Annotated in this window: 12 protein-coding genes; 10 read left to right on the forward strand and 2 right to left on the reverse strand. The window is 41.9% G+C overall.

The window, feature by feature from the left end:
• The first annotated feature begins 41 nt into the window (after positions 1-41).
• The 6 genes from FD723_RS26955 (at position 42) to FD723_RS26980 (ending at position 10,739) form a co-directional block, all read left to right on the forward strand.
• Positions 42-3,164, forward strand: a complete 3,123-nt coding sequence (locus FD723_RS26955) for an MFS transporter (protein WP_179068109.1) — start codon at positions 42-44, stop codon at positions 3,162-3,164.
• A 399-nt stretch (positions 3,165-3,563) separates the two neighbouring features.
• Positions 3,564-3,752 (forward strand): hypothetical protein, encoded by a 189-nt coding sequence (locus FD723_RS26960; RefSeq protein ID WP_179068110.1) that lies wholly within the window; start codon positions 3,564-3,566, stop codon positions 3,750-3,752.
• 389 nt (positions 3,753-4,141) lie between these two features.
• Positions 4,142-5,623: a calcium-binding protein gene (locus tag FD723_RS26965; RefSeq protein ID WP_179068111.1), complete on the forward strand. Its 1,482-nt coding sequence runs from the start codon at positions 4,142-4,144 to the stop codon at positions 5,621-5,623.
• Positions 5,624-5,752: 129 nt separating this feature from the next.
• A complete protein-coding gene (ilvD, locus tag FD723_RS26970) occupies positions 5,753-7,438 on the forward strand; it encodes a dihydroxy-acid dehydratase (protein WP_179068112.1) in 1,686 nt (561 codons plus the stop codon).
• Positions 7,439-7,855: 417 nt separating this feature from the next.
• The gene (locus tag FD723_RS26975; RefSeq protein ID WP_179068113.1) at positions 7,856-8,251 is read left to right on the forward strand and encodes a hypothetical protein; all 396 of its coding nucleotides are present in this window, start codon (positions 7,856-7,858) and stop codon (positions 8,249-8,251) included.
• Positions 8,252-8,255: 4 nt separating this feature from the next.
• Positions 8,256-10,739, forward strand: a complete 2,484-nt coding sequence (locus FD723_RS26980; RefSeq protein ID WP_179068114.1) for an ABC transporter substrate-binding protein — start codon at positions 8,256-8,258, stop codon at positions 10,737-10,739.
• A gap of 118 nt (positions 10,740-10,857) precedes the next feature.
• On the opposite strand, the gene FD723_RS26985 is transcribed toward FD723_RS26980, so the two are convergent.
• Positions 10,858-11,127, reverse strand: coding sequence for a hypothetical protein (locus tag FD723_RS26985; RefSeq protein WP_094330359.1), 270 nt, complete (start codon positions 11,125-11,127; stop codon positions 10,858-10,860).
• Between the two features lie 147 nt (positions 11,128-11,274).
• Here FD723_RS26985 and FD723_RS26990 point away from each other — a divergent pair, with 147 nt between their 5' ends.
• A complete protein-coding gene (locus tag FD723_RS26990) occupies positions 11,275-11,367 on the forward strand; it encodes a diguanylate cyclase domain-containing protein (protein ID WP_256874935.1) in 93 nt (30 codons plus the stop codon).
• Positions 11,368-11,500: 133 nt separating this feature from the next.
• Here FD723_RS26990 and tatC read toward each other — a convergent pair whose 3' ends face one another.
• Positions 11,501-12,295 carry a twin-arginine translocase subunit TatC gene (gene tatC / locus FD723_RS26995; RefSeq protein WP_179068115.1) on the reverse strand — a complete coding sequence of 265 codons (795 nt, stop codon included), beginning with the start codon at positions 12,293-12,295 and terminating at the stop codon, positions 11,501-11,503.
• Positions 12,296-12,399: 104 nt separating this feature from the next.
• On the opposite strand from tatC, the gene FD723_RS27000 reads away from it, so the two are divergent.
• The 3 genes from FD723_RS27000 to FD723_RS27010 all read left to right on the forward strand — a co-directional run bounded on the left by FD723_RS27000 (position 12,400) and on the right by FD723_RS27010 (position 13,871).
• On the forward strand, positions 12,400-12,570 hold the full coding sequence (locus FD723_RS27000) for a hypothetical protein (RefSeq protein WP_179068116.1): 171 nt from the start codon (positions 12,400-12,402) through the stop codon (positions 12,568-12,570).
• A gap of 172 nt (positions 12,571-12,742) precedes the next feature.
• Positions 12,743-12,973, forward strand: coding sequence for a hypothetical protein (locus tag FD723_RS27005; RefSeq protein ID WP_179068117.1), 231 nt, complete (start codon positions 12,743-12,745; stop codon positions 12,971-12,973).
• The gene (locus tag FD723_RS27010) at positions 12,927-13,871 is read left to right on the forward strand and encodes an SDR family oxidoreductase (RefSeq protein WP_256874936.1); all 945 of its coding nucleotides are present in this window, start codon (positions 12,927-12,929) and stop codon (positions 13,869-13,871) included. The genes FD723_RS27005 and FD723_RS27010 overlap by 47 nt, the downstream gene beginning before the upstream one ends.
• The last annotated feature ends 32 nt before the right edge of the window (positions 13,872-13,903 follow it).

The raw sequence follows: 13,903 nt of genomic DNA on the forward strand, positions 1-13,903 counted from the left end.
TCTAAATGGGTATGTAACTTGAGTGCAAGTGAGAAAATCTTATGTTTCAAGGTGTTTTAACAATTTTGGGATGGAACTGGTTGCCTTTTGGATTAGCGCCTGTAAATTTAGCTCAGGAAGTACTAACTCCAGAAAAAGCATCAGTTCTTTTTTCTGGATCTAAATTCTTAGTGGCAATGCTTGCTGGAGTTTCAATGGCATTTGCCTTTCAATTGTTACTCACAAACTTTTCAGTTGCAGTCGGAATTTCATCTTGGGAAATTGACTCTGATTCTGACGATGAGTCAGAAGGTTTGGGTAAGACTATTCGTAAAGTTCAAGCTAAAGTTGGTGCTTGGGCATTAATAACCGCGAGCATTGCATTATCTATTGCTTGTTTTTTAGCCGTAAAAATTAGCTTAATCGAAAGTGCATTTTTAGGAGCAATTATTGGTGTAGTTATCTGGTCTATCTATTTCTCACTAGTAATTTGGTTGGGTTCATCGGCGGTAGGTTCTTTAATTGGCTCTATTTCTAATACTGTCACTTCTGGTTTTCAAGCTCTGATGGGTACAGCAAATGCTGGCATTGGTGCTAATGCTGCAAAAAAACAGTTAGTTTCTACTGCTGAAGATATTACAGCCGCAGTCCGACGGGAATTAACTTCAGGTTTTGATTCTGAAGGGATTAAAAATACGCTCCAAAGTTCCTTAAGCTCTCTGCAATTACCAAAGCTGGATATCAAAGAAATACGCACTCAATTTGACCAGCTTCTTAAAGATACAGATTTACAATCTGTTGCCAATAGTGATTTACTGCAAAATATTAATCGCCAAACCTTTATTGATTTAATCAGTAGTCGCACGGATTTATCTAAAGAAGATATCAATGGCATTGCTGACCAATTTCAAGATGCTTGGCAACAAGCTTTGAATCGCAAAAATCCTACAGAAAAAGTAATCAATTTACTTAAGTCTGCTACTCCTGAAGAACTGAATTCCGATCAATTGGGTGAACGGCTTCAACAACTGGTTACAGTGGGAGGCGGGAATGGCAATGGTGTAATTAAGCAAGCAATTCGATATGGCTTGAGTGCTGCTGCACCAGCAGTTTTGGAGCGAGTAAATCTTTCTAATATCGATGTGAACAAGATTACAACTCAGTTGCAAAAACTCAAAGAAAAAGTTCAAGATGTCGATGTCGATGAAATCACAGAACAATTCAAAAAGTTTAGAGAGCAAGCAACTGAGCAAGTATCTGCAAAATTACCAATATCACTAGAGAATGCAATTAAGGCAGATGTAGAAGACTACATATTGCATTCGTTCCCTTGGCACTTCAATCGAATTACCTTAGTAGATGAATTTAAAGAAGTCATCTATGACGTAAATGCAGATCCGACAACTGTCAGACGAGAATTGGAAGAAATTAATCAAGAATATTTCACCAACTTACTAAAGCAGCGGGGTGATATCAGCGAAGCCAGGGTGAAAGAAATTTCTGAACAAATGGAAAGCGATCGCCTGGAAGTTTTAGAGACTGTCAAACAGGCCGAAACGCGCGAAAAAGGGCAAGATTTCCGCAGCCGCATCGAAGATTATCTGCGTTCGACGGGGAAAGAAGAACTCAATCCTGAAGGTATTGAACGGGACTTTGGCAAGTTGCTGGACGATCCACAAGCTGGGTTTGAAGATTTAAGCGATCGCTTTGGGCAATTTGATCGGGATACTTTTGTACAATTGCTCAGTCAGCGTCAAGATATCAGCGAAGAGGAAGCTAATAATATAGTTAGTCAACTCGAACGCAACCGCGATAATCTGTTGAATCGTGCTAGAGAATTGCAAGAACAAGCAAAAGCGAAAGCTGATGAACTGCGCCAAAGAGTTGAAGAATATCTGCGGAATACTAACAAAGACGAACTCAATCCCGAAGCTATCAAACGTGAGTTTAGAATTTTGCTAGACGATCCGCAAGCCGGAATTAGCCTGTTGCGATCGCGCCTATCACAATTTGATCGGGATACATTGGTACAATTGCTCAGTCAGCGTCAAGATTTGAGCGAAGAACAGGTAAATCAAACTCTCGATCAACTTGAAGCAGTCCGAGATAGTATTTTGCAAGTACCGCAGCAAGCGAAAGAACAGTACGAAAAAACCACAAAAGCGATCGCTGAATATCTCCGCAATACCAACTTGGAAGAACTCGATCCAGAAGGTATTAGAGGCGATTTAGAAAAATTACTCGACGATCCCAAAGCTGGAGCCTTAGCACTACGCGATCGCTTATCTAATGTCGATCGAGAAACCTTGGTGAAACTTGTGAGTCAGCGAGGCGACTTAAGCCAAGAGCAAGTTAATCAGATTATCGATCGCGCTCAAGATGCCATTGGTGATATCCTGAGAGCGCCACGACGTTTAGCCAAACGTACCACCCAACAAGCTTTAGATTTTGAAGCCAATCTCGAAGAATATCTGCGTAGTACTAACAAAGAAGAACTCAACCCCGAAGGAATCAAACGCGATTTACAATTGCTGCTGTCTTCTCCCCGCGCTGGAATTGGCAATTTAAGCGATCGCGCCTCAAAATTTGACCGTTCGACAATTGTGGCGCTATTATCCCAACGAGAGGATATCTCAGAAGAAGAAGCTAACCGAATTGTGGATCAAATTGATTCTGTTCGTAGTTCTATTGTTGAACAATTCCAACAGATTCAACAAAGAGTGCAATCAGTGCTAGATGGAGTTTTTGCCAAAGTTCGCAACTATCTTAACTCCCTGGATCGTTCCGAACTCAACTATGAAGGCATTAAACACGATTTTGCGAAAGTCTTTGACGATCCCCAAGCCGGATTTGAAGCATTGCGCGATCGCCTCAGTCAATTCGATCGTGACACCTTAGTTGCTGTATTGAGTTCTCGCGAAGATATTTCGGAGGCTGATGCTAACCGCATAATTAGCCAAATAGAAGCAGCGCGGGATGGTGTATTGCAACGAGCTGAACGCATCCAGAAAGAAACCCAAAAACGCCTGAAAGCGATTCAAGATCAAGCTAAAAAGCAAGCTGAAGAAACTAAAAAAACTGTTGCTAATGCTGCGTGGTGGATATTTGGGACAGCGATTACTTCTCTTGCGGCCAGTGCGATCGCAGGTGCGATCGCTGTGACTGGGATAACTCTACCTGGATAAAATATCTCCGTCATCGATAATTTTTAGAAAATACAAAGTGGTATTCAGTTTTTACAATGAATGCCACTTTTTTTATACATAAATAAAACAAACTACCCGACAACGTACTATCACGACCTTTTGATTCCGATCTAGATTAAAAATCCTATCTGAGTAAAGGTTTCAGATTTCGTCATGGGGAGAGTAATAAAATAAAGTTAATTATTATTTCTTATAGATAAAAAAAAGTATGTTCGAGGATAGTACTATACTCGTGTTACTCTAAATACAGTAAAAATGTCCTAAAACCTATACAATTCCGTAGGAAATGATCTGCTTGTTCTCTAGCAGCCTACTACTAGAACTTGTGAAGACATCAGGCGCAAGGACATAATATGCTCCTTGGCACAATCAATTTTGATGCCAAAATTATCAATCCATCCACTACTTTTCAAATCTCAGACTTACAGCAGTTTTCATGTATTTGAACCACATCTGTCATCAGGGCACAGCAATGCTCATACGTGTCAACTTAACATGAAAGCAAGTCTAGAACTAGCTTTTAGCTTACCTCGTTCCCAGTCGGAGACTGGGAATGCTCATCGTTGAGGCTCCGCCTCTCTTGCTGACGGCAGAGCCGCTTTTGAGTTGCATTTCCAGCCGGAAGCTGGAAACGAGGTTTTAAAAGAGTTTCAGCTTAATTTGACACCAATGAGCAATGCTATGCCCTTACTGCGTGGTCTATTTACCTGAAAATAGTAATAGCAAAGACCTGATTAAAACAGGTCTAATTTGTTTATTCTTCACACTCGTTATTTCCTCACTTTATTTTCTCGGCATTGCTGAATAAAAGAGTGAAATTCCAAAATTCTATATTAGAAACTGTTTCCTTTGCGCCTTTAGGGGAAAGCAAATTCATCCTCTTAATTAGCAACGCCGTTTTCTGATGAGGAAGTGACGAGGTAATTTTTTACCCTTAAAATTCAGGATCAACCACAATGCCAACCATTAACGGTACTAATCGCCCTGATAGTCTTGGTAATCCTTCTTCTATTCTCCCTTATCTCATTAATGGATTTGATGGTAACGATACCATTAGGGGCGGATCTGGCAACGATACAATTAATGGCGGATCTGGAGACGATACGATTAACGGCGGAAGGGGCAACGATAGCCTTCTTGGCGGATCTGGAGACGATACGATTGACGGCGGATCTGGAGACGATACAATTGACGGCGGTGATGGTAACAATACGATTTATGGAGGATTTGACGGTAACGATAAAATTAACACTGGTTCTGGCAACGATAGGATTCAAAGCGGTGATGGCAACGATACGATTAATGCTGGTGATGGCAACAATAGAATTGATGGCCAATCTGGCGACGATAAGATTGACGGCGGATTTGGCAACGATACAATTAACGCCGGATCTGGTAACGATACCATTAACGCCGGATCTGGCGACAATATAATTGACGGCGGATTTGGCAACGATATCATTAATACCGGATCTGGCGACGATACAATTAACGGCGGTTCTGGTAACAATACGATTAATGCTGGTGATGGCAACAATACGATTTACAGCGTATTTGACAACAATACGATTAACACCGGATCTGGCAATGATAAGATTCAAAGCGGATCTGGCAACGACACGATTAACGGCGGTTCTGGCAACAATCGGATTGACGGCCAATCTGGTGACGATAAGATTGACGCTGGATCTGGTAATGATACGATTAATGGCGGATCTGGCAACGATACGATTAACGCTGGAGCTGGGAACAATCGGATTGACGGTGGATATGACAACGATATTATTAATGCCGGATCTGGCAACGATACAATAGCCGGCGGATATGGCAGCGATACGATTAACGCTGGTGATGGCAATAATACAATTGACGGTGGATATGACAACGATAGGATTAACACCGGATCTGGCAACGATACGATTAACGGCTGGATAGGCAACGATACAATTAACGGCGGAGCAGGCAACGATAAGATTGACGGCAGTTCTGGCGACGATAGCCTTGTTGGCGGATTTGGCAATGATAGCCTTATTGGCGGCTCTGGCAATGACACCATTAGCGGTGATTTTGGTAACGGTGGTATCCTGATTGGCGTTGGTGGAACTGATATCCTCACTGGAGGATCGGGTAACGATGTTTTCGATTTCAACTTCGTTTCTGAGAGTCAACCTGGTTTGTTGCGGGATGTGATTACTGATTTTGTTGGGAACGGTATCTTGGCAGGCGATCAAATCGACCTATCTACCATTGACGCTAATTCGATTACAGTGGGCAATCAAGCCTTTACTTTCATTGGAAGTGCCGCATTCTCTGCAACTGGTCAGATCCGTTATTCAGGAGGTATTCTGCAAGGTAGTACTGATGAGGATCTACTAGCTGAGTTTGAAATTCAGCTTGCAGGCGCATCACAACTAGTAGCAAGCGACATTATCCTTTAATAGACTTTTTGTAAAAGTCACTAAACCCCACTTCTAAGAGCGATCGCTCTTAGAAGTGGGGTTCTTATTCATGAGAAAATCAGATAATACAATCGCAATACAAGCGATGATGCCACGGAAGGAAAAAAAATGTCGGAGAATTTGAGAAGCCAAATTGTGACGCAAGGGGTGCAGCGATCGCCTAATCGGGCTATGCTGCGTGCAGTTGGTTTTAAAGATGAAGATTTCAACAAAGCTATTGTAGGCATTGCCAATGGCTACAGTACGATCACTCCCTGTAATATGGGGATAAATCAACTGGCGCAAAGGGCAGAGGTGGGGATTAAAACCGCCGGGGCGATGCCGCAAATTTTCGGCACAATTACCATTAGCGACGGGATTTCGATGGGAACTGAAGGGATGAAATATTCCCTAGTGTCGCGGGAAGTCATTGCCGATTCCATTGAAACCGTCTGTACTGGACAAAGTATGGATGGTGTGCTAGCGATTGGCGGCTGTGATAAAAATATGCCAGGGGCAATGCTAGCGATCGCCCGGATGAATATCCCTGCAATATTCGTTTATGGTGGCACTATCAAACCTGGTCACTACAACGGACGCGATTTAACTGTTGTCAGTTCTTTTGAAGCTGTTGGTCAATACAGTGCCGGAAAAATTGACGAAAAGGAATTATTAGAAGTTGAAGGTCGCGCTTGTCCTGGTGCTGGTTCCTGTGGGGGAATGTTCACAGCTAACACCATGTCTTCAGCATTTGAAGCGCTGGGGATGAGTTTGCCCTATTCCTCGACAATGGCGGCTGAAGATGCCGAAAAAGCCGACAGCACGGAAAAATCGGCGTTTGTTTTAGTCGAAGCCATCCGCAAACAAATCTTGCCTCGGCAAATTATCACCCGCAAATCTATCGAGAATGCCATCTCTGTGATTATGGCAGTGGGTGGTTCAACCAATGCAGTGTTGCATTTCCTCGCGATCGCCCGCGCCGCTGATGTAGAGTTAACCATAGACGACTTTGAAACTATCCGCGGCCGTGTTCCCGTTTTGTGTGATTTAAAACCAAGCGGTAAATATGTCGCCACAGATTTACACAAAGCTGGTGGCATTCCCCAAGTAATGAAGATGCTACTTGTGCATGATTTATTACATGGTGATAGTCTTACCATCAGCGGTCAAACAATTGCAGAGATATTAGCAGACATCCCCGAAGAACCATCCGCCAATCAAGATGTGATTCGTCCTTGGAATAACCCAATGTATCCCCAAGGACATTTAGCCGTTCTCAGAGGTAATTTGGCAACAGAAGGGGCTGTCGCCAAAATTACCGGGGTGAAAAAACCAGTGATTACCGGGCCTGCGCGAGTGTTTGAATCGGAAGAAGCTTCTTTAGATGCAATTTTAGCGGGTAAAATTCAACCTGGTGATATTCTAGTCATCCGCTACGAAGGGCCTAAGGGTGGCCCTGGGATGCGAGAAATGTTAGCTCCCACCTCTGCAATTATCGGTGCTGGTTTAGGTGATGCTGTAGGATTAATTACCGACGGACGTTTTTCTGGCGGTACTTACGGTATGGTGGTTGGTCATGTTGCACCAGAAGCAGCAGTTGGTGGTGCGATCGCGCTTGTAGAAGAAGGCGATAGTATTACTATTGATGCACCCGCTCGTCTATTGCAGTTGAATATATCTGAAGAAGAATTGGCCCGTCGTCGTGCCAACTGGCAACCTCCCGCTCCGCGTTACACTAAAGGCGTGTTGGCGAAATATGCCAAATTAGTATCTTCTAGCAGTATTGGCGCTGTCACAGATTTGGACTTGTTTTAATTAACCTGACAACTGTGGCGCAAGTTTGCCTGCCTTTAACAAGGGGCTGAAGCCCCTTGTCTGGTTATTTGAGATGGTCGCTGGATTTACGCTGTCCTGTAATAGTTTGATCTAGCGATCGCTTCTAAAGAAGTTGCAAGGACAATCTCGTAACTTACTTTGCGATCGCAAGCGTGGTAAAACAAATTGCTGTATCGAAACAACTTGTCAGATGAAATACTGTTGATTGCCTCTAAGTTTGGAAGCTATTGAAGAGGGATGTTCTGTATTTATACCAGATTTTTGCCTGAATTTTATGAGTTTTTGGAAAAATCTTGAAAAAGTTTCAGGAAATTTACATAGAAGAAGTGATGTCAATCGATATACTACAGAAATAGAATTGACCATCAACATCTGAAAAACCTAAAAGGGCACAAAATGAGTTCTGAATCTAATGTCAAACTGACGATCGCTCTTTCTAATCCAGACTTAGATGCAGATGAGCAAGAACGGGAAACACGAAATCTGCTGCGAGAAATCAATGAGCTAGATGTCGAAAGTGCTGAACTCGTAGCAGTTACAGAAATCCCTGAAGGAGCTAAGTCTGTTGGCGGTTTTCTGGTGGGAGTATTGCAGGCAGAGGTGAGTATTAATAATTTTAAGAAGCTGTTGGGATTTTTAGGCGATCGCTTGGGTAACAAAACCATTGAATTGGAAGTCGAGGCTAACGGCAAAAAACTCAAAGTGAAAGCTAGCAGTCGAGAAGAGTTAACCGTAGCCATTGAACAAGCCAAAAAGTTTATTACAGGCGATTTTATTAGCGAGAAAGAATAGCAAGATGGCAAAAGTAGCACTTCTAATTGCAGTCAGTGAGTATGAGCCTGGTCTTACTCCATTGCCATCAACGATAAAAGATATTGAGGCAATGCAGCGGGTTTTGGGAGATCCAGAAATTGGCGGTTTTGAGGTGAAATCCTTATTAAATCCTGATAATTTGGAAATGCAGACAGCTATTGAAAATTTGTTTTTAGATCGTCAAAGAGATGACATCGTACTGCTTTATTTCTCTGGACATGGCATTAAATATGATAGTGGCAAACTTTACTTTGCTACAAAAATAACTCGTAGAAATGAAAAAGGAGAACTTTTTAAAGCATCAACAGTTTCAGCCGATTTTGTACATGACATCATTAACGATAGTCGTAGCCGTTCAAGAAGACAGGTAATAATTTTAGACTGTTGCTTTAGTGGTGCTTTTGCCAATGAGACAAAAAGTAGAGATGATGTTTCTTTAGATTTCCAGAAGATTCAACTGGGTGGAGAGGGGCGAGCTGTTCTAACATCTAGTACTTCAATCCAGTACTCATTTGAGTCTATTTACACTCAATACTTAGTACAAGGAATCGAGACTGGTGAAGCCGATGAAAATAATGATGGCTTTATTTCTGTTGATGAGTTGCATCAGTATGTCCAAAGAAAGGTTCAAGAAAATAATCATGAAATGAAGCCGCAGATTCAAGCGGTAATTAAAGAAGGTTATAACATCGTGCTGACTAAAGCACCTATTCACAACCGCGAGAGTATATATCTTGGAATAGTTAGAAATTGGGTACGTGATGGTCAAATTTCTGACATTGGACGTTTAGCATTAAATGAACAACAAAATCGTTTAGAAATAGAATCTGACAAAGCTGTTGCAATTGAGGAAGAAGTTTTAAAACCTTATAAAGAGTACCAGAGAAAATTACAGCAGTATAAGGAAGCGTTTGATCGAGCAGTTCAAAAAGAGAACCCTATAACTGAACATACTCGCCGCGAGTTGATTGGCTTTCAGAGGGTTTTGCGACTAACCGATGAAGATATAAATCGACTTGAAGCAGCAATAATTGCAAACTTAACTACAAAAAAAAAGCATAAATTTACAACCAATACTGCCAATAAAAAATTACTGCAATTCATCGGTTTGGTTGTTATAGCAGTAGTCATCTTAGTCTTAGGTAAACTCATACTTTCAATCTCTCTAACTTCTAAAAGTTGTCAAGATATGAAAAATACCCCAAGAACAGGGTTAGAAATTAGTTATGGTGGGCAAATTTTACAAACAGATACTAACTCTTGTAAAAAAGCTGGAACTCAAGCATTTGCATCCGGTAACTATAACGATGCCTTAAATAATTTTAATTTATCTCTTCAAAAGAATCCTAATGATCCAGAAACCTTGATTTACCGAAACAATGCTAAGGCTCGTCAGAAAGGAGAACGGCTCAAAATTGCCGTGAGCGTACCTATGGGTGCTAACCCAAATGTAGCAGGAGAGATGCTACGCGGTGTCGCTCAAGCACAAGATGAAGTAAATAATAGTAGTAGTGGCATTAATGGTAAATTTTTGGAGGTGGCGATCGCTAATGATGATAATGAGCCAAACCAAGCTTCAAATATTGCCACTCAGTTTGTCAAAGATACCAGCATTCGGTCTGTTGTGGGACACAACGCGAGCCATGCTGCCGTATCCGCTGCACACGTGTATCAACAAGAACACTTAGTGATGCTCTCTCCCACCAGTTTTGACGACTCCTTGTCTAAAATTGGCAATTATATATTTCGTATATTTACTATTAATGACTTGGCAAAAAGGCTTTCAAATTACATAAGCAATACTGCTGCCAAAACCAATATTGTTATTTGTTTTGATGCTGAGTCTCCTGATAATAACTCGTTCCAAAAGGAGTTTACCAAAGCGATAGATCAGACTAAAACCACGATTAATCCTACTTCGTGCAATCTTTCTGACTCTAATTTTGACCCTAATAAAATGATTTCTCAAGCTAGAAGTAGTGGAGCAGACAGTTTGTTCTTGGCTCCTGATGTGCAGAGAATTGATAAAGCTTTAAAAGTAGTAAAAGCTAATCAAGGGCAGTTTTCGCTATTTAGTAGTCCTACAATGTATACACAACAAACCCTAGCAGATAAGGAAGCCGATGTTAATGGAATGGTACTGGCTGTACCTTGGCATCCTCAAGCAATTCCTGGTAATCCCTTTCCCCAAGATGCTCAGAAACTTTGGGGTGGCCCTGTAAATTGGCGAACAGCGACAAGTTATGATGCAACCAAGGCAATCATTGCAGGTTTGCAGAAGAGTAATAGTAATACCCGCGAGGAACTGCAAAATACGCTGCACAGTCCTAACTTTTCAGTCGATGGTACAACAGGAAAGATTCAGTTTTCAGAATCAGGCGATCGCAAAAACAATCCCAGTTTCCTAGTCAAAGTTCAACAAAAAGCTGGCACTGAGCAATATGAGTTTGTGCCGATTGAACCTTAATTTTACAGCTTTAGTTAATAACTATCACTTAATAGCGATCGCACCCAGTCTTGTAATTTACCATGTTCAGATCCCCGACTTCTTTTACGAAGTTGGGGATCTCACAACTTAGTTATACTCAAGCTGCTTCTCGCAGTTGTGGTTGTGATGACACACTCACCTCTGGAAATGAAAGCGAGAGTTGTTCGGCTTGAGGTACTGCGGCTTGCTGTAAAACTTGAACTTCGATATTCACGCTCACTAAATAACTACCAGTATCAGCACCAACCGCTTCAGCAATTAGTTTAGCAATGTCTGGGCGTTTGGCAGTCAGCGGATCGCGTAAAATACACCGATCCCATTCATGCTTGGCAGTCGGATTGAGGTTGAGAATATAATGCTTCATCATCGAACTAACCCTTGAATCCATCTTCCAGAAGGTTTTCACAGAGCCGTTATGCATTTGGCTAGGCTTTGTGAACCCTATCTATATTATAGTATATTTGTACTATGGTAGGCGATATCTGAGTGAAAAAATAGGGAATTATGCTGTCTTTTGTTTGTTGATTTAGATGGTTTAAAGCAGATTAATGATTCTCTAGGGCATGAAATCGGAGACAAGCGATCCTTGACACAGCCCAATTACTAAAGCAAAGCTTCCGTCAGTCGGATATTGTTGCCCGTACAGGAGGAGATTAGTGTGTCATATTTGTTTCTGGCTGCTCCCAGAATACAGATGAATCTTCTCTGCGATTGCAAGCAAATATTGATCATTCTAAATGTTATTTCCCCGTGAGCTTCACTAGCCCCACACCACCGAAATAAAGTGCTAAAACTGCTCCCGCTAAAAGACTTTGAGTCAGGGGGTCAGTAGAAGGTGTCAGGACGGCTCCTAAAACCACTGCTCCCATAATCACGTAACGCCAACCAGAAACCATCTGTTGAGACGAGACAATATTCAAATTACCGAGCAATAGTTGGATGATGGGAATTTGAAATGCTAAACCAGTGCTGAATAACAGTAGCAGCACAAATTCAAAATATTTATCAATTGACCAAAGTTGTTCGACTACATCTGCTCCGTAACTGATGAAAAATTTCAATGCGGCGGGGATAAGAAGTAAATAAGCAAATACTAAACCCGCTCCAAACAGCACACTCGAACCCAAAACCACAGGCCCCAGTAAACGGCGTTCGCGGCGAGTCAGTCCTGGAACCACAAACTGGATAATCTGGTAAAGAATAAAAGGACTAGAAATTATGAAGCCAGTGTAAGCTGCCACTTTGAGGGAGACAAAGAAATATTCTCCAGGTGCAAGTTGGAGAAATTTTACTCCTTGTGCTGGAACCTCAAGTAGTTGAACAATGGGCTTAACGGCAAAGAAACAGCCGATAATGCCCACCGCTACGGCAATCAACGAATAAAAAATCCGCTGCCGCAACTCTTCTAGGTGGTCGAAAAGAGACATTTCAACTTCACCTGGCAACTCATCAAGAGGATCGGTGTCTGAGTTGCCATATCCTTCAGGATCGATGTTGGGAACGTTTATAGTATCTACGTCTTGTGAAGGCGTCACGTCGCTTCGCTCCGAATTCAAAATTCAAAATACCCTACGAGAACGCCAAGGGCGTACAAAATTCAAAATTAACAATCCCATAAATAAATTTAGGGGCTTGTATCATGAGTGTTTGTCAGTCATCGACCATTTCGGTGACTGAGCATTCTTCATTATTTTATCTGGGGAATGCAGCTACCATAGATATGTTTTTGGGTGCTGTGGGTTTTTTGTCCTGTTTTTTAGGTTTGCATCTGCATAAGTTAGTAGGAAGCCATCTTGTAGGCAATGCCTAACCTAAAAAAGGGTGGAACCGATAATTAAGAAATCACGTCTCTGCGACCAGTAGCGCTGAGTAAATTTACACAACTTCAAAACTTCAACATTTAATACTCAGTTTTAAAAATCCGGTTCATCAAGGTGGCATCTATACATAGCGTAATCGGAAATTTTTAGCTGAGGTTGGGTATGAATCGGACAATTTGCATTGCTCTCATGGCATTGCCTATTTATTTATATAATGTTGAGCTAGGCAATACTTGTAGTGGTGACGTGACTATTGTTAAAAACCAGTTTTCCACAATAGCTGCTCTAATTGCTTACAGTACAAATGCTCAATCACGCATATTACCTTGGCAAATATCGGCTAGAGATGACCAAACCGAAGATTGCCTTCGGCTTGGTATTTGCAAAGATTGATAAAAAAGGCAAGAGGCAGCCCCATCATCAAAGAAAATTAATGGTTTTAGAATATCAACGTACAGTAGTTGTTACAGGAGCCTCAACAGGAATTGGTCAGGCCACTGCTTTGCTTTTAGACCAGTTGGGCTTCTCTGTTTTTGCTGGCGTGCGTCAAGATATTGATGCTCAAACACTTAAACAGAAAGGATCGCCAAGGCTGATTCCGATTTTTTTAGATGTTACTGACGCTGAATCGATCGCAGTTGCGGTTGATAAAGTCACAAATGCAGTCGGTGGTGGGGGGATTTTGGGTTTAGTGAATAATGCCGGAATTGCTGTCCCTGGCCCCTTAGAATTATTAACGATCGCCGAATTTCAACAACAAATGCTGGTGAATGTCACCGGACAATTAGCAGTCACACAAGCATTTCTTGGTCTATTACGCCAGAGTCGGGGGCGAATTGTCAATATGGGTTCCATTGCTGGTAGAAGTCCGACGCCGTTCTTAGGAGCTTACAATGCGTCAAAATTTGCCTTGGAAGCACTCACTGATGTGCTACGGATGGAGTTAAGACCTTGGGGAATCTCCGTTTCTATTATCGAACCTGGTGCGATCGCTACCCCAATTTGGGAAAAGTCTCTCAGTCAATCGGAAATAGCACAGGATGATTTACCACAATCGGCACAAAATCTCTACGGGCAAGCCATGAATATTGTCCGCAAAAAAATGCAGATTCTTGCATCTGGGGGAATTTCTGCGGATATTGTCGCTCAAACCGTTGTTCAGGCGCTCACTGCAAAGAAACCTAAGACGCGCTATCTTGTTGGACAAGATGCCAAAATTGGAGCGTTGCTAAAGCATATTTTGCCCGATCGCCTACATGACAGGATAATTTTATACTCAATGGGGTTGTAAGCAGGTGGGCGTAAATATTTGTTGTTGAGATA

The organism is Nostoc sp. C052 (assembly GCF_013393905.1).
Taxonomy (GTDB): Bacteria; Cyanobacteriota; Cyanobacteriia; order Cyanobacteriales; family Nostocaceae; genus Nostoc.

Excerpts from the sequence above, each read along its gene's own strand:
- FD723_RS26955 (WP_179068109.1), top strand. The coding sequence starts at position 42 with ATGTTTCAAGGTGTTTTAACAATTTTGGGATGGAACTGGTTGCCTTTT.
- FD723_RS26960 (WP_179068110.1), top strand. The coding sequence starts at position 3,564 with ATGCCAAAATTATCAATCCATCCACTACTTTTCAAATCTCAGACTTAC.
- FD723_RS26965 (WP_179068111.1), top strand. The coding sequence starts at position 4,142 with ATGCCAACCATTAACGGTACTAATCGCCCTGATAGTCTTGGTAATCCT.
- ilvD (WP_179068112.1), top strand. The coding sequence starts at position 5,753 with ATGTCGGAGAATTTGAGAAGCCAAATTGTGACGCAAGGGGTGCAGCGA.
- FD723_RS26975 (WP_179068113.1), top strand. The coding sequence starts at position 7,856 with ATGAGTTCTGAATCTAATGTCAAACTGACGATCGCTCTTTCTAATCCA.
- FD723_RS26980 (WP_179068114.1), top strand. The coding sequence starts at position 8,256 with ATGGCAAAAGTAGCACTTCTAATTGCAGTCAGTGAGTATGAGCCTGGT.
- FD723_RS26985 (WP_094330359.1), bottom strand. The coding sequence starts at position 11,127 with ATGATGAAGCATTATATTCTCAACCTCAATCCGACTGCCAAGCATGAA.
- FD723_RS27000 (WP_179068116.1), top strand. The coding sequence starts at position 12,400 with ATGAGTGTTTGTCAGTCATCGACCATTTCGGTGACTGAGCATTCTTCA.
- FD723_RS27005 (WP_179068117.1), top strand. The coding sequence starts at position 12,743 with ATGAATCGGACAATTTGCATTGCTCTCATGGCATTGCCTATTTATTTA.
- FD723_RS27010 (WP_256874936.1), top strand. The coding sequence starts at position 12,927 with ATGACCAAACCGAAGATTGCCTTCGGCTTGGTATTTGCAAAGATTGAT.